The 17,717-nt window shown below is 37.4% G+C and carries 15 protein-coding genes; 4 read left to right on the top strand and 11 right to left on the bottom strand.

The features are described 5' to 3' along the window. Nucleotides 1-119 precede the first annotated feature (119 nt). From rimO to rpmB, 8 genes are all read right to left on the bottom strand, one after another. A complete protein-coding gene (gene rimO / locus BCL90_RS09610; protein ID WP_121283796.1) occupies nucleotides 120-1,451 on the bottom strand; it encodes a 30S ribosomal protein S12 methylthiotransferase RimO in 1,332 nt (443 codons plus the stop codon). A gap of 90 nt (nucleotides 1,452-1,541) precedes the next feature. Continuing rightward, nucleotides 1,542-1,916, bottom strand: coding sequence for a GxxExxY protein (locus BCL90_RS09605; protein ID WP_121283795.1), 375 nt, complete (start codon nucleotides 1,914-1,916; stop codon nucleotides 1,542-1,544). Between the two features lie 76 nt (nucleotides 1,917-1,992). Then, on the bottom strand, nucleotides 1,993-2,955 hold the full coding sequence (gene ftsY / locus BCL90_RS09600; RefSeq protein WP_121283794.1) for a signal recognition particle-docking protein FtsY: 963 nt from the start codon (nucleotides 2,953-2,955) through the stop codon (nucleotides 1,993-1,995). A gap of 3 nt (nucleotides 2,956-2,958) precedes the next feature. Next, complete coding sequence (locus BCL90_RS09595) at nucleotides 2,959-3,372, bottom strand: type II toxin-antitoxin system VapC family toxin (protein ID WP_121283793.1); 414 nt, start codon at nucleotides 3,370-3,372, stop codon at nucleotides 2,959-2,961. Further along, on the bottom strand, nucleotides 3,373-3,600 hold the full coding sequence (locus BCL90_RS09590) for a hypothetical protein (RefSeq protein ID WP_121283792.1): 228 nt from the start codon (nucleotides 3,598-3,600) through the stop codon (nucleotides 3,373-3,375). A 119-nt stretch (nucleotides 3,601-3,719) separates the two neighbouring features. After that, nucleotides 3,720-3,875, bottom strand: a complete 156-nt coding sequence (locus BCL90_RS09585) for a DUF4295 domain-containing protein (protein WP_010599808.1) — start codon at nucleotides 3,873-3,875, stop codon at nucleotides 3,720-3,722. Nucleotides 3,876-3,972: 97 nt separating this feature from the next. After that, complete coding sequence (gene rpmG / locus BCL90_RS09580) at nucleotides 3,973-4,155, bottom strand: 50S ribosomal protein L33 (protein ID WP_010599807.1); 183 nt, start codon at nucleotides 4,153-4,155, stop codon at nucleotides 3,973-3,975. 44 nt (nucleotides 4,156-4,199) lie between these two features. Continuing rightward, nucleotides 4,200-4,433 carry a 50S ribosomal protein L28 gene (rpmB, locus tag BCL90_RS09575; protein WP_025145121.1) on the bottom strand — a complete coding sequence of 78 codons (234 nt, stop codon included), beginning with the start codon at nucleotides 4,431-4,433 and terminating at the stop codon, nucleotides 4,200-4,202. Between the two features lie 301 nt (nucleotides 4,434-4,734). Between rpmB and acs the strand changes: the two genes are divergently transcribed. After that, on the top strand, nucleotides 4,735-6,630 hold the full coding sequence (acs, locus tag BCL90_RS09570; RefSeq protein WP_121283791.1) for an acetate--CoA ligase: 1,896 nt from the start codon (nucleotides 4,735-4,737) through the stop codon (nucleotides 6,628-6,630). A gap of 369 nt (nucleotides 6,631-6,999) precedes the next feature. Continuing rightward, a complete protein-coding gene (locus BCL90_RS09565; RefSeq protein ID WP_121283790.1) occupies nucleotides 7,000-8,196 on the top strand; it encodes a M10 family metallopeptidase domain-containing protein in 1,197 nt (398 codons plus the stop codon). 171 nt (nucleotides 8,197-8,367) lie between these two features. Here the strand turns inward: BCL90_RS09565 and BCL90_RS09560 are convergent, their stop codons facing one another. Both BCL90_RS09560 and BCL90_RS09555 read right to left on the bottom strand, forming a co-directional pair. Next, entirely contained in the window at nucleotides 8,368-9,747 is a 1,380-nt protein-coding gene (locus BCL90_RS09560; protein ID WP_208529791.1) for a RagB/SusD family nutrient uptake outer membrane protein, read from the bottom strand. 16 nt (nucleotides 9,748-9,763) lie between these two features. Continuing rightward, nucleotides 9,764-12,850: a SusC/RagA family TonB-linked outer membrane protein gene (locus tag BCL90_RS09555; protein WP_121283789.1), complete on the bottom strand. Its 3,087-nt coding sequence runs from the start codon at nucleotides 12,848-12,850 to the stop codon at nucleotides 9,764-9,766. A 198-nt stretch (nucleotides 12,851-13,048) separates the two neighbouring features. Here BCL90_RS09555 and BCL90_RS09550 point away from each other — a divergent pair, with 198 nt between their 5' ends. Continuing rightward, entirely contained in the window at nucleotides 13,049-13,234 is a 186-nt protein-coding gene (locus tag BCL90_RS09550) for a CsbD family protein (RefSeq protein WP_121283788.1), read from the top strand. A gap of 66 nt (nucleotides 13,235-13,300) precedes the next feature. Continuing rightward, nucleotides 13,301-14,350: a glycoside hydrolase family 130 protein gene (locus BCL90_RS09545; protein WP_121283787.1), complete on the top strand. Its 1,050-nt coding sequence runs from the start codon at nucleotides 13,301-13,303 to the stop codon at nucleotides 14,348-14,350. Between the two features lie 370 nt (nucleotides 14,351-14,720). On the opposite strand, the gene BCL90_RS09535 is transcribed toward BCL90_RS09545, so the two are convergent. Then, nucleotides 14,721-17,654 (bottom strand): M16 family metallopeptidase, encoded by a 2,934-nt coding sequence (locus BCL90_RS09535; RefSeq protein ID WP_121284580.1) that lies wholly within the window; start codon nucleotides 17,652-17,654, stop codon nucleotides 14,721-14,723. Between the last annotated feature and the right edge of the window lie 63 nt (nucleotides 17,655-17,717).

The raw sequence follows: 17,717 nt of genomic DNA, 5'->3' as shown, positions 1-17,717 counted from the left end.
GGGAAACATCGAAATGCCTTAAATAATATATGGCACTTCCTAAAAGGTATGATTATAGTCTTAAAACAAAAAATCCCAAGAGGCTTACTCTTGGGATTTTTAATTGATTAAGTTTTTTATTAAACGATTTTTCCGTATAAATCGAAATCTTCTGCTCTGTCAACTTTTACATTAACAAAACTTCCATTAGCAGCGTAACCTGTTGCAGCGTCGATTAAAACTTCATTGTCAACTTCAGGCGAATCAAACTCAGTTCTACCTACAAAAAAATCACCTTCTTTTTTATCAATTAGCACTTTGAAGGTTTTGCCTACTTTTTCCTGGTTGATATCAAACGAAATGCCTTGTTGTATTTCCATGATATCATCAACACGTTGTTGTTTAACTTCATCAGGGATATCATCAACCAAACTATGGGCATGTGTTTTTTCTTCATGCGAGTAGGTAAAGCAGCCTAAACGATCGAATTTGGTTTCGGCAACCCATTCCTTCATTTCTTCAAAATCATATTCAGTTTCGCCAGGATAACCACAGATTAAAGTGGTACGCATAGCAATATTCGGAACTTTATCTCTAATCTGGTTAACAAGATCGATGGTTTTCTGTTTAGTGGTACCGCGACGCATCGATTTTAGCATGTTATCGGTAATGTGCTGTAGTGGCATATCCAGATAGTTGCAGATGTTGTCGCGCTCATTCATGGCGTCTAAAATTTCCATTGGGAAACCAGAAGGGTAGGCGTATTGCAAACGGATCCATTCGATTCCGGGAACATCCGACAGGCGACGCATCAGCTCGTCTAATTTACGTACGCCGTAAAGGTCTAATCCGTAATAAGTAAGGTCCTGAGCAATTAAAATCAGTTCTTTGGTGCCGTTTTTGGCCAGTATTTTAGCTTCGTTAACCAGTTCTTCCATCGGCTTGCTCATGTGCTTGCCACGCATTAAAGGAATGGCGCAGAAAGAGCAGGGACGGTTACAGCCTTCGGCAATTTTGAAATAAGCAAAATGAGAAGGAGTGGTTAATAAACGCTCGCCAATCAGCTCGTGTTTATAGTTAGCGCCTAACTCATGTAATATATTCTGCAGGTCGTTAGTGCCGAAAAAGGCATCCACGTTGGTAATTTCCGATTCCAGTTCGGGTTTATAACGCTCAGAAAGGCAGCCTGTAACTACAACCTTACCAATTTTACCAGCTTCTTTAAGTTCGCTGAACTGAAGGATGGTATCAATTGATTCCTGTTTAGCATTGTCGATAAAACCGCAGGTATTAATTACAACGATATCATCTTTACCCATCTTGTCTGATTCGTGTACAACATTTAAGTTGTTGCCACGCAACTGTCCCATCAACACTTCCGAATCGTATATGTTTTTAGAACAACCTAATGTAATTACATTAATTTTAGGCTGTTTAACTGCGCTTTTACTTCTTACTATTTTGGTATTCATATTGTGTATGATTCCACCGATTATTAACGATTTCGGTGATTAATCTTATGATTGGATTAATAGATTAAGGTTTTTATGCCTATTGTGCTGCTAAATAGATAAGCGTTTTACCTCACAGCTTGTGTTTCCAAAGTTAATCAATAATCCGGTTTTAATTTTGCTCGCTTTTAAGTATGATATAAGTTGACTTTGAAATAACTTAGGTTGATATCCTGTAACCGATTTTAATTCTACAATTACTTTATTTTCAACAAAAAGATCACATCTGAATTTTCCTATTACAATGTTTTCAAATACAACACTGAATTCTTTTTCTGCCGTGTAATTTAAACCTGCCTGTTGAAGTTTAATTTTTAGCGCATTAACGTATATTTTCTCCAGAAATCCCGGACCTAACTGATTATGAACTTCATAACAACAGCCTATAATGGTTTGTGTTAAGGTGTCTTTTTCATATTCGATCATATATAAATCTATATAAAATCTGTGAAATCCACTAATCGGCGTAATCACTTAAATCGGTGAAATCAACCACGAAGTGTTATTTAAATAAACTATTCACAAACTCTTTCTTATCAAAAAGCTGTAAATCGCCTATTTTTTCTCCTACACCGATATATTTAACAGGAATTCTGAATTGATCAGAAATTCCGATTACTACACCGCCTTTTGCCGTTCCGTCTAATTTTGTAATGGCTAATGCATTCACATCAGTAGCTTCGGTAAACTGTTTGCATTGTTCAAAGGCATTTTGTCCGGTCGAGGCATCTAATACCAGTAAAATTTCGTGCGGTGCACCTGGTACTACCTTTTGCATTACCTGTTTAATTTTACCCAGCTCGTTCATTAAGCCGATTTTATTGTGTAAACGGCCAGCGGTATCGATAATTACGACATCTTCGTTACTGGCAACGGCCGATTGTAAAGTGTCAAAAGCCACTGAAGCAGGATCAGATCCCATAGCCTGTGCCACCACCCTTACGCCAACGCGTTCGCCCCAAAGTTTAATCTGTTCAACGGCCGCAGCCCTAAAGGTATCGGCAGCACCTAATACTACTTTTAGCCCCGATTCTTTAAGTTTATGCGACAGCTTCCCAATGGTGGTGGTTTTGCCCACACCATTTACGCCAACCACCATAATTACATAAGGTTTATGGTCGCCATATTCGAACTGACGGAAATCGTTACTGTTGTTTTCAGATAAAAGCAACTGGATCTCATCACGTAGAATAAAGTTGAGTTCAGAGGTGTTAAGATATTTATCTTTGGCAACACGCTCTTCGATCCGTTTGATAATTTTTAAGGTGGTACTTACGCCTACATCAGAAGTTACCAGAACTTCTTCCAGATTATCGAGCACTTCATCATCAACAGAAGATTTTCCTGCTACAGCTTTGGTAATTTTATTAAAGAAACCGTCTTTAGTTTTCTCTAAACCTTTATCCAGTGCTTCCTGAGCTTCAGGTGCAGTTTCTTTCTTTTTGAAAAAATCGAATAAACCCATTAGTTATTTGTATGTTTTTTTTAGGAAATCGGTAGGTGTTTGTGCAGGTATTTTACCGCCTTTGAAATCTTTTGTATTTCTGGTTATAATAAGATCAATCTGATTTAGTTCTGCAGCAGCATTTTGTACTGCATCCTCAAAATCTGAAAAATTAGAATGGATTGCGAAGATGATTGTATCTTTATTAATGCCAAGAATATTTATCGTACTTATAAGCGTAAGAAGAATATCTATTGTTTTAGCGTGACCTATGTTTTTTTTGCAGATGTAATATATATCAGTAAAAGTTGAAGCCAAAATGAATCCATTTATATTTGTGTCATCAATTTTGGTCAGAGCCTTGAAAGAATCATCAAAAAAAGGATGCCTTTTAAGACTTATATCTATAAAAATATTAGTGTCAAATAGAATATTCATTTACTTATGCTTGTCCATAAGATAGTCGTATTTAGCTGTATCCGGATCAATCCCTTCCAAGACTCCGGAAAATTTTTCAAGAAAATCTTTCATCTTCTTTTTTGGTGCATTTTGAATTACTTCATCCAAAATAATCACCTCAACTTCTTTGTTTTTTATATCAAATCCGTCAGGAACAACAATAGTTCCGTTTTCAGAAACTTTTGCTTTAAACTTATACGCTTCCATGGTTATGCTTTTTTCAAAGATAATCAATTATTTCCTAAGGTAAATTTCACTAACAAAAAAAGCCCTTCCGGTTAAAACGGAACGGCCTTTAATATTTTTAATATTAAAAAATATTAACCTTATTTAGATGCAATAGCATCTTTTACGTGGTCGTTGTGTACGATAAGTTCTTTGAATGAGTAAGCACCAGTTTTTGGTGATTTTACCATTGTAATTACTTTCGAATATTCTTTACCTGTACCTGTTTTAAGGGTTGCAACTACTTTCTTTGCCATGTTCTTATAATTTTAATTATTAGATTTGAGATATCAGACATTAGATTTGAGACTTGCAAATGCATTAGTCTTTAAGCTTTGGTCTTTTATTCTTAACCTATTTAATTTCTTTATGTACGGTTACTTTTCTCAATACCGGATTGAATTTTTTCAATTCTAATCTTTCAGTAGTGTTTTTACGGTTTTTGGTAGAAATATATCTAGACATACCTGGCATGCCACTTTCTTTATGTTCAGTACATTCTAAAATAACCTGAACTCTGTTACCTTTTTTTGCCATTTTAATATAAATTGAAAACTGTTAATCTCAACAGTTAATGTTTTTTACAAAAATCCTTTTTTTACGAAACGGTTAATTGCTTCGCTAATGCCCACTTTATTGATGGTTTTAATCGCTGAAGTAGAAACTTTCAACGTAATCCAACGGTTTTCTTCAGGAATATAAAATTTCTGAAGTTGTAGGTTTGGGTAAAATTTGCGTTTGGTTTTAACGTTTGAGTGAGAAACGTTGTTACCTACCATTGCTTTTTTTCCTGTTAAATCACAAACTCTTGACATGACTTGTAAATATAGTTGTTAATATCGTCCGCTTAATTTTTTTAAGAGTGTGCAAATATCTGAATAATAATTGTAAACAGCAATAGCCTAGCTAATTATTTTTATAATTATTCTTCAATAAGTGGAGAAGGTTTGTGTAATGGTTGTTAATGCCCGATATTAAAATCTTCAGATCTTACCTGGATTAAAAATAAATATTGCAAATCAAACGTTCGATATTCATTTTGATACGATTAGACTATTTCTCCTTATTATTATTTATTTAAATTAGCCCCACTAATACAATACATAAGAACGAGCAATGCAAATTACATCTTTCAAGCAATACGAAGAAGATTATAAGAAAAGCGTAGAAAACCCTGAGCAGTTTTGGGGCGAAGTGGCGCAGAACTTTCAATGGCGCAAGCCATGGTTCAAGGTATTATCCTGGAACTTTAACGAACCAAATATCAAGTGGTTTGAAGGTGCTAAACTTAATATCACCGAAAATTGTTTAGACCGGCATTTGGCTACCAATGGAGATAAACCAGCCATTGTTTGGGAACCCAATAACCCGGAAGAAGAAAGTGTTACTTATACTTATAAAATGTTGCATGAGCGTGTTTGCCGTTTTGCCAACGTTTTAAAACGTAATGGTGCCAAAAAGGGCGACCGTATTTGTATTTACATGCCAATGGTGCCGGAACTGGCTATTGCTGTTTTGGCCTGTGCCCGGATTGGTGCTGTTCACTCGGTAATTTTTGGCGGATTTTCTGCTAAATCTATCGCCGACAGGATTAACGATTCGCAGTGTAAGGTGGTTATTACGGCCGATGGTTCTTATCGTGGCAACAAGCAGATTCCTTTAAAAGATGTAATTGACGATGCCTTAATTGGTTGCCCAACCGTAGAAAAATGTATTGTATTAACCCACGTTCGTACACCTGTTTCCATGCTGAAAGGCAGGGATGTATGGTGGGAAGATGAAGTTAAACACGTAAATGATATCTGTGAAGCGGAAGAAATGGATGCAGAAGATATGTTATTCATTCTCTACACATCTGGTTCTACAGGCAAACCCAAAGGTGTGGTGCATACCTGTGGAGGTTATATGGTTTATGCGGGTTATACCTTCTCTAATGTGTTTAATTACCAGCCTGGTGAGGTTTATTTTTGTACAGCCGATATTGGCTGGATTACCGGTCACTCTTATATCATTTACGGACCGCTTTCACAAGGTGCAACTTCTGTGCTTTTCGAAGGGATCCCGACTTACCCAAGCCCATCTCGCTTTTGGGATATTGTAGAAAAACACAAAGTAAATACCTTATATACCGCGCCTACAGCCATCCGTTCTTTAATGAGTTTTGGTGAAGATCCCTTAAACGGCAAAGATCTAAGCTCAATCCGCGTTTTAGGCTCGGTAGGAGAACCCATTAATGAAGAGGCATGGCATTGGTTCGATGAGAAAATCGGTCATGGCAAAGCGCCTATTGTTGATACCTGGTGGCAGACAGAAACCGGAGGGATTATGATTTCGCCTATTGCTACCGTCACACCTACCAAACCTAGCTTTGCCACATTGCCTTTACCGGGTATTCAACCGATTTTGGTAGATGAAAACGGAAATGAAATTGAAGGAAATGGCGTAATGGGAAATCTGTGTATTAAATTCCCCTGGCCGGGCATGTTACGTACTACTTACGGCGACCACGAGCGTTGTAAACAGACTTATTTTTCTACTTACGAGAATTTATACTTTACTGGTGATGGCTGTTTGCGTGATGAAGATGGTTATTATCGGATTACCGGTCGTGTTGATGATGTATTAAACGTTTCGGGGCATAGGATTGGCACCGCTGAAGTAGAAAATGCCATTAACATGCATGCCGGGGTGGTAGAAAGTGCAGTTGTGGGTTATCCGCACGATGTAAAAGGGCAGGGGATTTATGCTTTTGTAATCTACCCGGAAATGCATAGTGAAGCAGAATTATCTAAAAAAGATATATTACAAACGGTTACCCGCGTAATTGGCGCGATTGCCAAGCCTGATAAAATATTGTTTGTTTCTGGTTTACCCAAAACACGTTCGGGAAAAATTATGCGTAGGATTCTGCGTAAAATTGCTGAAGGAGATACAGCTAATTTAGGCGATACTTCTACCTTGCTTGATCCGGGAGTGGTAGAAGAAATTATTGAAGCTGCTAAGAAGCTTTAATAATAGTTTTTATAATGAAGAAGAGGCTTCTCATAAATATAGAATTGTCATCCTGAGCTTGTCGAAGGACCTGTTTTAATGTCTTACAAGGCGTTTCGACAGGCTCAACATGACAAATTCAATTGAATTACAATTTATGAGACAGCCTCTTTCTTGTTTACATGAATTGAGGGTTTTTAATTGATACTTGAAAAGCGAAATATAGATTTGCGATGAAATCGGAATTCTGGTTTATGGTATTAGATCTTTGGTGTTATTTTTTTAATGACTTTTTTTATTTGCTGTTATGATTTTTTTTGTGTTGTAAGTTCTTGATTTGTAGTTATTTGTGTTTATATTTGTTTGGTAACACGCTAGTCTAAATTAACTATGAAGAAAAAATCTTTCTTGCTGCTTATATGCGCGGCAATTCTTTTGTATGGTTCCTGTCAAAAAGATAAAACAATTGAAAAAAAAGCAACTGAAAATGGAACTGGTGTAAAAATCGATAACGGCCCTATCATTGTGGGTGAAACTTCTCCACGATATGTTGTGTTTCCGGGTAGTAAATGGAATAAATCAAATCTTACCTATTCATTTGATAATGGCACAGCAGATATTCCAAATAACGACGAATTTCAGGCTATACGCGATGCTTTTGGTCTAATTTCTAATGTTACAAACTTGTCTTTTACAGAAGTATCAAGTGGGGGAGATATCAGAATAGGATGGTATGTGGGCAATCACGGAGACGGAGCAGGTAATGCTTTCGATGGTGCTAGTGGTGTTTTGGCACATGCCTCATACTACACTTCTAATGCTAGTCACGTTATTTTACATTTTGACGATGATGAGAATTGGTCTTTATCTCCGCTATTTGGAATTGATTTAATGAGCGTTGCTATACATGAAATTGGCCATACCTTAGGATTAGACCATAGCAACGAATCTTGTGCAACCATGAATGCTTTTTACAGTGGAACTAAAAGAAATCTAGCACAGGATGATTTGAATGGTATCAGAGCTATTTATGGAATTAAAGCCATAATAAATCGAGTAAGCTCAAATTGTAATAATTCAATATTTTCTTTAGCATCACTTGGAGACGCTACTATCAACTGGACTATTTCTAATCCAAGTATAGCGTCTGTTATTAATAACTCGAATACAAGTGCGGAAATTGCTTATAACGGTACCAATGGTCGGGCGTTTCTGATTGCAAATATTTCTCTCTCGTGTGGACAACTAATTAGAGATTCTATTGACGTTTCATATGGAGTTGTTAACACTGAAAACAGGAGTGTCTATCTTAACGATGACTGTTATTTTCCCCAAAACAGGCATACTATTATAGGGGCATATAATACAACAGACTTTAAATGGTACAGGCGTGTTTTGCCAAATGGTAGTTTTAGTTTACAACAAACTGGAGGACGTACTTATATAATAAACGGATTTGCAACGCCTAATACCTGCAAAGATTATGAAATAAAAATTGAATATACAAATCCTTGTTCAACGGTAACGCAAACCTATCTGTTCTCGGATTATATCTGTAAATGTGGTAAATTCGATACCGAAAAATAGGCTTTTACAGGTTTTAAGGTGCTGTTTTTCAGTGTATTTATTCAAATAATGATTGGAATCTCATATCGGGGGCACTGTATTGATTTTGAAGACTAAATTTAAAACTGCTGTAAATAAAAGTTTCCCAAAAAGCTTCTGGCTTTTTGGGAAACTACAAAATCAGTATATTTTTCAATAACCTGGGTTTTGAACCAGATTTTTGTTGGCATCAATCTCCCTTTGTGGAATCGGGAATACTAAGCTGGTAGAATTCCATGGTATGTTTCCAATATTTGTTTGTGTTCTTTTAGCATCGTGTAGCGAAAATCCCTCAAAAGCAAATTCAAGTTTCCTTTCATTAAGGATATCTGCTAAAGTAGCAGTAGTTGTGGTTAAGCCAACCCTATCTCTAACTGTAGTTAGATCTTGTAGTGGTGTTATACTGCCAATTGGTGCTGCAGGAGCTAAGCGTGCATTAGATTCTGCCCTGATTAAATACATTTCTGCCAGCCTAATAACCGGAACATTCCCGAATTGATTCCCGAATTTTGCCGTAAACATGTCGTCATCGTCATAAAAAGCATTAATCCTGTCATCATCTGGAGCATAAGTCTCATCAATCCAATCTTGTGATATCACGGCATCTCCACGTCCACCAAAAGTTGATGAACCATAAAACTCATTAAAACCATTAAATCCGGTAAGCGTTGTTACTTGCACAGCAAAAACATCTTCAGTAGAATTGTCTCCAGGTCTTGCGGGCCTTCCACTTTCTGGCATTTTAGGGAAAGCAGCAAGGTATGTACCTGTTAGTTGATAATTTCCAGAAGCAATTACCCGGTTTGCGGCTGACCCGGCCGCGCTGTAATTACCCATTTGTAAATAAAGTCTCGCTAGCATTGCAGCTGCTGCAGATTTAGTTGCGAAAAAACCATTAGTAGCCGGAAGTTTAGCTTCTGCATCTGTTAAATCGGTTATCGCCTGATTGTAAACGGCAGCTACAGTAGCCCTACTTACATAATTCGCTTCGCTTATGAGGTTAGTTGGAGTTAACACAATTGGTACTCCCAAATTCGTGCCTGGAGAACCATCATTGTAGGCTTTTGCAAATACCCTAACGAGTTCGAAATATGCTGACCCCCGGATAAATTTAGCTTCTCCTTCTACTCTACTCTTTTTTTCAGGTTCTACTTTATCAAGGGCAGCAATTACATTATTGGCATCATTAATTGCGGTATATCCTGCAGCCCATACGTTATCAACATAGCTATTTGTTTTTAAAAGCTTTTTATTGATGGCCTGGGTCAGTTCCTCGTAGGTTCCAAACCATTCAATAGCGTCAGTATTTGCTAAGAAATCAGTCATCAAGAGTGGACGTCCACCAAAAAAATTACGGCTACCAAGATCTGAATATGCACCAACCAGTGCACCCTCAACGTCTTTTGAAGTGATCAAAGCATTTTTTTGATCAACGGTATCAATAGGATTTATATCAAGCGGTTTTTTGCACGAAGATAAAGCCATCAAAAACATGCAAGCAAATATGATATTATTTATATATGTCTTTTTCATTTTGATTTTTTTTTAATTATAGGCCGATGTTAATACCAAATGAAATTACACGTGGTTGTGGTGCTGAGTAAAAATCTACACCTTGATTAATGTTTGTGGATTGATAATCGGCATTAACCTCTGGATCCCAGCCTTTATATCCTGTTATGGTAAGCAGATTTTGAGCCGTAGCATATAACCTTAATTTGCTTAATTTAATTTTAGTTAATATTGAAGTAGGGAAATTATAACCAAGTGTTAACGTTTTTAGCCTGACATAAGAGCCATCAGATAAATACCTGGTCGAGTTTCCAATGCCATTACCAGCAAACAAACGTGGCTCTGGAACAGATGTAATATCACCTGGTTTGTTCCAATAGCTCATTTGGTCTACAGTTTGATTATCATAGCCGTTTGAGCCATTAGCGCTCATGTACTGACCACCAGCATTAAAGATTTTATTGCCTTTTACACCTTGAAAAAATATACCTAAATCGAAATTCTTGTATGAAAAAGTGTTGTTTAAGCCGAACGTATATTTTGGATTTGGGTTGCCTGCAAAAATCCGTTGTGCATCGTTAATGTTATTTGTTGTACTTCTGTCTACATTGCCATCAACTACTGTGTTTTTATAATAAATTGCATCGCCATTAGCTGGGTTAACTCCTGCATATTCTGGGATGTAAAAAACACCAATCGGTTGCCCCGCAATCGCCGCATTTATTTCATTGCTATTTAAAATCTGTCCCCCTAAATCTGTAATCTTATTGTTGTTAATTGCTCCTGTTATTGCTGTTGACCATTTAAATGCACCTACAAAATTTTCGGTGTTAATGCCCAATTCAAATCCTGTATTTTTTAATGAACCTAAATTTTGGGTTTTGACAGAAAAACCTGTGGTTTGTGGGATCGGAACGTCCAATAATAAATCGGTAGTATTTTTTTGGTAAAAATCAAAAACTCCTGTTATTCTGTTTTTTAAGATGCCGAAGTCGAAACCAATATCGAGTTGTTTGGTTTTTTCCCATGTTAAATCCGGATTGGCTATTTGCGAAGGAATCTGCCCAGGCAAACCACCATATGCCCCTGTTCCAGCGAATAAACCACGGGCAGAATAATTACCAATTTCGGCATTACCTGTTAAACCGTAACTTGCCCTAAATTTTAATAAACTGATGGTCTCACTTTGTTTTAAGAAATCTTCTTCAGATGCAATCCAGGCCAATGAACCTGCCGGGAAATATCCATATCTATTGTTGGCTCCAAAACGTGATGAACCATCAGCCCTTACACTAAAGCCCACTAAATAACGGTCGTTGTATTTATAATTGGCCCTAAAGAAATAAGACAGAAAGCTAAAAGCACCTTCATTACTGGTTGCAATCACTTTAGTTGCAGCAGAACCTAATTTAATGTAAGAATCACTTGGGAAATCCTGTCCTTCAATGGTGCTGTATTTGGTGGTCGATTTTTGATAACTTGTACCTAAAATAACATCAAAAGCACTTTTCCCGATAGTTGTATTATAACTTAAGAAATTATTAGTATTGGCATTAATTACAAAAGTTGAAATATTTTGCCCGTATCCATTTGATGTGCCTGTATTTCTAAAAGTTAATGAACCATAATAACTTTCTTCGTTTTGATTTAAGTTGTCAATAGAAAAATCAGTGCTGAATTTTAATCCCTTAGCAAGATTTATATTCGCAAAAGCTTTGCCAATTGTTCGGTATACTGTTGCTTTATAAAAAGCATTATCTATACTGATAAATGGATTGTAGTATACCGGATAGTTTGAAGCTGCTCCAGGCAAACTTCCACTTATTAAGCCCGATCTTGGATCGATAAATGGAGTAATCGGCGAAAGTGCTACCGATTGTAGTGGACTTGAAAAGGCATTATCATTTGATAACCTGTTATTAATGCTGTTCGAGAAATTAAGGTTAACACCTACTTCTAAAAAGTCGGTTACTTTATTAGTCAGGTTTAATCGGCCGCTGTAGCGTTTATAACTGTTTCCAATCACAATTCCTTGCTGATCTAGTGCCTGCCCGCCGATGTAGAACTTAGTTTTTTCATTGCCACCTGTTAAATTAAGGTCGTATTGTTGCGTAACAGGTTTGTCTTGAAAAGAAGCAGCTTCCCAGTTCGTGTTCACCTTATAAGTTTGATAATCATTGTTGCCAGCCGAATATCGGTTCAAACGGGCTTCTACACTTTCACTGTAATCATCTAATGCTTCTTGCAACGTTGCATAATCTCCGTTAAGGAAATCCTGGTTGGCAGCGCCTTGCCCAGCTCTACGTTCTAGCTGAACATATTGCTCTGCGTTTAAAAAATCCCTATGGTTAGAAGGGGAGCTTACTCCGCCTAATGCATTAAACTGGACAAGTGTTTTGCCTGCCTTACCTTGTTTTGTTGTAATCAATACTACGCCATTTGAAGCCCTTGCACCATAAATTGCTGATGCCGATGCATCTTTTAAAACTTCAATTGATTCGATGTCATTGGTATTTATATCTGCCAAAGCACTCGTTGATGCAGTAGTACTGGAAAAATCACCAGAAGTAATCGGGATTCCGTCAACAATGTAAAGCGGCTCGCTACCTGCAGTTACTGATGCAGCACCCCTTACCCTAACGGTAATCCCCTGACCTAATTTTCCATTTTGTGCTGCAATTTGCACGCCTGCTGCCTTTCCTTGTAAGGCTTGCTCAAAACTCGTAACTGGTAAGTTCTCCAGATCTTTAGATTTAACAGAGGCTACCGATCCCGTCACATCCCGTTTATTCTGCGTACCGTATCCCACCACAACCACATCTGATAAAGTGTTGTTTTCTTCATCCAGATTTACGTTAATTTTTTGCCCGGTAATAGGCACCTCTTTGGTTTTGTAACCAATAAAGCTAAAAACAAGTGTTTTAGCATCCTCTGCTACGGTTATTTTAAAGGCTCCCGAGGCATCACTCTGCGTGCCGTTAGCTGGTGAGCCTTTTACAAATACGCTAACGCCTGGAATTGGTCCGGAGGCTGACGTAACTTTCCCGGTAATTACCTTGCCTTGTGCGAAAGCAAACGAAATTACACTGAGAGACAAAAGCATACTTAAGAGTAGTTTTTTCATCAAATTAAGGAGTTTAGTTAATAATATGAATAGTTTGTTGAAATGATTTTTTAATATACTTAAAAATATCTGTAAAACCCTGTGGAGTAAAGCAAAATCAGGCCGTTATTTGGTTTTATCAGCTCAAAGCAAAACAAAAAGAGGCGATAACTGTTCTATATTTAGAAATTAGAATATTTTATCATAAAAAATACGAGCATGGATAAGTTAGAATTAAAAGGAAAGTGGAACGAAATAAAAGGTAAGGTTAAACAAGCGTATGGAGATTTAACCGATGATGATTTAAAACATGAAGAAGGCCAGGACGATGAATTGTTAGGCAAGTTGCAACAAAAAACCGGCAAGGGAAGAGATGAACTTGTGAAATGGATTAACTCATTATAGTCACAATTCTATAAGATAAACAGGCGGTCAATTTGGCCGCCTGTTTTGCTTTAAAAAACATTTTTTATGCCCGATATTGCAAGAAGATTTTCCGAAAACCCAATTTTATGTCCAAAAGATCTAAATTCCAGTAGGGAAGGACTGGAAATCGTTTGTCTTTTAAATCCAGGGGTTTTTACATTCGGGGGTAAAACATGGCTGTTAATACGGGTTGCCGAAAGACCTGAGCAAAAACAAGGTATTATTTCTTTCCCTGTATTGAAAGATAATGGAATTGAAATTATAGCCATAGCAGAAAATCATCACGATCTGGATGCTGGCGATCCGAGGGTGATCAATTATCAGGGCGCTGATTATTTAACCACACTATCACATTTAAGGCTGGTTTGCAGTGATGATGGTGTGCATTTTTATCAACCAGCCGGTTATCCTTTATTACAAGGTGAGGGAGAAGAAGAAACTTTTGGCATTGAAGATTGCCGTGTATCCTTAATCGATAACACCTACTATTTAACCTTTACTTCGGTATCTGCGCATGGGGTAGGCGTTGGATTAAGAACCACAAAAGATTGGAAGCGTTTTGAGAAACACGGCATGATTATCCCACCTCATAATAAAGACTGCGCCATATTTGAAGAATGCGTTAACGGTAAATTTTATGCTTTACACCGGCCTAGTAGTGTGGCGCTGGGTGGTAATTATATCTGGCTGGCCGAATCTCCCGATGGAATGCATTGGGGCAAACACAGGTGTATTGTTAAAACCAGGCCTAACCACTGGGATAGTGCCCGTGTAGGCGCCGGTGCAGCACCCCTAAAAACCGCAGAAGGCTGGCTCGAAATCTACCACGGTGCAAACGATAAACATCAATATTGCCTGGGTGCTTTTTTAATGGATTTAAATGATCCATCGAAAGTACTGGCCAGAACTGAAGAACCGATTATGGTACCAACAGCAGATTACGAACTCCATGGTTTTTTTGGCGAGGTGGTGTTTACCAACGGCCACATCGTTGATGGAGATGAACTGACTATTTACTACGGAGCCGCTGATGAATTTGTTTGCGGCGCTAAATTTTCGATAAAGGAGATTTTGAGTGAGTTGAAATATGCTTAGCTGTAATTATGGATGGGGGGTATATGCTTTACAGCCCTAATAGTACCACAAATCTCGTTTTTAAACCGGATTGAAGGGAAGAACCTTTTTTGCGGCCTGGCCGTTTAGGTATTGGGCAAAAAGATCGGATCGGAAAGCCTGAAGAAATGCGAACAAACCTACGGAACACTGCTTTCCCCAACCTTTATTGATAATTAAATATTCATAGCGAAACATCTTTGAACTAGCGTTGGTATTTGGCATTTCAATTTATTTGAACGATTATCCTCTATAAAAGAACTATTTTACCTAAATAAAAAAAGCGATCCCGTTTCCGGGAATCGCTTTGATCTTTCAGCTTTAGACTTTTAGCTTTGGTCTTTCAGCTTAACTAGTATCCAAAAATCTGCTCCAGGCTCAATTTAGTTACCGGACCAAATTTGGCTAAATCGGCCATGTTGATTTTTTTCTCTGACGCAACAACACAATAGTTGTATGGCTTGCCCGAGAGGTTGCTTTGATGGAATGATTTTACATCATTAAACGTTAATGGCTTTAAGTTGGCATATTCATCAATCCTTGAGTCGTGATCGAAACCTAATTTTTTATCTGCCAGGTAGCTGTAGATAATGCCATCTTTAGTAATACGGCTGGTTTCAATACCGTTTAAGGTATTGGCTTTAGATAAGGCAAATGATTTATCAGACTCAGGTAAAGTGGTTAATAACTCATTCATACCCGCTACAGCTTCATTCATTTTGTCGGCCTGTGTGCCTACATAAGCAATAATTGTATTCTCTTTCTCTTTGGTGTTTGGAGAAGAATATACCGCAAAAGTAGAATAAGCCAATGCTTTAGATTCGCGGATGGTTTGGAATACAACCGAACCCATGCCACCACCGAAATAGTTGTTAAATAAATCAATTTTTGCAGCATTAGCCGGATCGTATAAGCCGCCATTGCGTACCCAACGGATTTCTGCCTGTACCATATCGTAATCGGCAAAGTAAACTTTGTTCGAATCGGTTTTGGTATAAACAAATTTCTTAAGCGGTGCCGCATCAGTAAATTCTTTTGCCAATGGATGTGCTTTTACAATATCAGCAGAAAATGCAGGCAATGTTTTAGGCCCGTAATACGTAATGGTGTGTTTGTAATTGGTAAGGTTGTGTAAGATGTAAATCAAATCTGCCGATTTCATGTTTTTGATCTCATCATTAGTTAATCCGTAATTAAAAGGATTATCTGTACCATACTGTGCATAACTCATTAAACCACTTAGAATTGACGATTTATTTAATTTATTGTTTTCCCTTGATTTTAACAAGCGGCCTTTTAAATCTTCTAAAGCTTTTTCGTTTGGTTTACAATGTGCTAAAAGATCTTCAAGTAAAGCCACCGCCTTATCAAAATTCTCTTGTAAACCGGTGATAGAAACGGTAGTTACATCGGTACCTACATTGATGTTATAGCTACAGGCAATATTATAGAATGCTTTGCTGATATCTTCTGCAGAATATTTATCAGTACTTAAAAAAGATAGGTATTGTGCAGCATAAGGCAGCAATTTGTAGTTATAAGAACCCATATCAAAACGGTAACCCATACGGAAAATGCCATTTTCGGTATTTTGTATGGCAATTACATCGGCAATACCTGCTTTACCAAAATTAAGGTCTTTGGTATAATCTAAAAACTTAGGTGCGATCGGTTTTACCGGAGCATCAATAATGGTTTTGGTAAATGCCGAAACTTCGTTAGCATTGGTTTTTACTGCTGTAATTGTAGGTTTTTCTACTTTAACAATGCTTTTGTCTTCGCCTTTGTGTTTTAAGATAACGGCATAGTTATTAATGAAAAACTTGTTGGCAAAATCTACAATTTCCTTTTTGGTTACTTTGGCCATTGCATCGGTTGATGCTAAGGTTTTATCCCATTCTGTGCCACGGTTCTGGATAAAGGCATTCATTGCAAAATCTGCGCGAACGTCGTTATTGTCAAAACTTTGTAGTTCGGCCAATTTAATGTTGGCAACGGTTGCTTTAATCAGGCTTTCGTCGAACTCGCCTTTTTTAAGCAATTCTACCTGCTCTAATAATAATTTTTGGGCATCTTGTAAACTTTGTCCGGCTTTCGGAGAACCAGATAAAATAAAGATTCCATAATCTTTCATGGAGTTATACCCGGCACCTGCACGCAACATTTTTTGTTGCTGGTTAATGTTGATGTCCATTAAACCCGCTTTGCCATTAGATAAAATGCTTCCAATTAAATCTAAAAGTAAACTTTGATGGGTATTTTGGGCAAAGCCCCTGTAGGCAACGTATATATTTTCGGCACTTGGACCGTAAATATCAACCGTTTGCACCTGCGTTAATGGTTTTTCTGGCGCAGGGTTGTAAAGTGCAAATGGTTTAGGAACCATGTAAGCAAAATCTTTGTCGATTTTTTTAATTAAATCATCATAATTAATATCGCCACTCATAATTAAGGCCATATTATTAGGCACATAATATTTGTTGTAATATTTTCTGATTTCGACTAAGGATGGGTTTTTCAAATGTTCAACAGTACCAATGGTGGTCTGTTGGCCGTAGTTATGTGTTGGAAACAATGCATATAACATTTTCTCATACATTTTACGACCATCGTTATCCATGCCAATGTTTTTCTCTTCGTAAACAGCTTCTAATTCGGTATGGAAGATACGGAATACAGGATTTCGGAAACGCTCAGCCTGCACAGCCAGGAATTTATCGATAGCATTTGATGGAAGGTCTTCTTCGTAAACGGTTTCTTCTACAGCGGTATGCGCGTTGGTAGCGTTACTTCCGATCGATTTCATCATTTTATCGTATTCGTTTGCGATAGAATAGTTAGAAGCTTCGCCCGATGTTTTGTCTATTTCTTTATAAATCTCCTTACGTTTGGCAGGATCGGTAGTTTTGATGTACGTTTCGTAAAGTGCTTCGATCTTGTCTAAAAGTGGTTTCTCTTTGGCATAATTTAGTGTTCCAAATTTATCTGTTCCTTTAAATAAAAGGTGTTCTAAGTAATGTGCCAAACCGGTATTGGTGCGCGGATCGGTATTACTGCCCGCTCTTACCGCCATTTTGTAGGTAATATTTGGCTCCTTGTTGTTTTGAGATAAAATTACAGTCAAACCGTTTTTTAACGTATAAAAACGTGTTTTGGTTGGATCGTTAGTTACATATCTGTAGGTAAAGCCTCCAGAAGTTCCTGTTTTCCATTGGTAGATTGTTTGCGCCTTAGCTAAAGAACCTGTAATTAGAAAACAAGCTAAAGTAAATAGTTTGAATTTCATTGTTTGGTTTTGTTTTATGATCATGAGTGCGTACCTGGTAGTTTAAGTATGATCTCAAATACA

This window comes from Pedobacter alluvionis (assembly GCF_003664035.1).
Lineage (GTDB): Bacteria > Bacteroidota > Bacteroidia > Sphingobacteriales > Sphingobacteriaceae > Pedobacter > Pedobacter alluvionis.
Note: the sequence above shows the minus strand (reverse complement) of the source record. Positions and strands in the feature narration are given on the sequence as shown.

Bases quoted from the DNA above. Each gene is read 5' to 3' on its own strand.
- rimO (WP_121283796.1), bottom strand. From the start codon at position 1,451: ATGAATACCAAAATAGTAAGAAGTAAAAGCGCAGTTAAACAGCCTAAA.
- BCL90_RS09605 (WP_121283795.1), bottom strand. From the start codon at position 1,916: ATGATCGAATATGAAAAAGACACCTTAACACAAACCATTATAGGCTGT.
- ftsY (WP_121283794.1), bottom strand. From the start codon at position 2,955: ATGGGTTTATTCGATTTTTTCAAAAAGAAAGAAACTGCACCTGAAGCT.
- BCL90_RS09595 (WP_121283793.1), bottom strand. From the start codon at position 3,372: ATGAATATTCTATTTGACACTAATATTTTTATAGATATAAGTCTTAAA.
- BCL90_RS09590 (WP_121283792.1), bottom strand. From the start codon at position 3,600: ATGGAAGCGTATAAGTTTAAAGCAAAAGTTTCTGAAAACGGAACTATT.
- BCL90_RS09585 (WP_010599808.1), bottom strand. From the start codon at position 3,875: ATGGCAAAGAAAGTAGTTGCAACCCTTAAAACAGGTACAGGTAAAGAA.
- rpmG (WP_010599807.1), bottom strand. From the start codon at position 4,155: ATGGCAAAAAAAGGTAACAGAGTTCAGGTTATTTTAGAATGTACTGAA.
- rpmB (WP_025145121.1), bottom strand. From the start codon at position 4,433: ATGTCAAGAGTTTGTGATTTAACAGGAAAAAAAGCAATGGTAGGTAAC.
- acs (WP_121283791.1), top strand. From the start codon at position 4,735: ATGCAAATTACATCTTTCAAGCAATACGAAGAAGATTATAAGAAAAGC.
- BCL90_RS09565 (WP_121283790.1), top strand. From the start codon at position 7,000: ATGAAGAAAAAATCTTTCTTGCTGCTTATATGCGCGGCAATTCTTTTG.
- BCL90_RS09560 (WP_208529791.1), bottom strand. From the start codon at position 9,747: ATGAAAAAGACATATATAAATAATATCATATTTGCTTGCATGTTTTTG.
- BCL90_RS09555 (WP_121283789.1), bottom strand. From the start codon at position 12,850: ATGAAAAAACTACTCTTAAGTATGCTTTTGTCTCTCAGTGTAATTTCG.
- BCL90_RS09550 (WP_121283788.1), top strand. From the start codon at position 13,049: ATGGATAAGTTAGAATTAAAAGGAAAGTGGAACGAAATAAAAGGTAAG.
- BCL90_RS09545 (WP_121283787.1), top strand. From the start codon at position 13,301: ATGCCCGATATTGCAAGAAGATTTTCCGAAAACCCAATTTTATGTCCA.
- BCL90_RS09535 (WP_121284580.1), bottom strand. From the start codon at position 17,654: ATGAAATTCAAACTATTTACTTTAGCTTGTTTTCTAATTACAGGTTCT.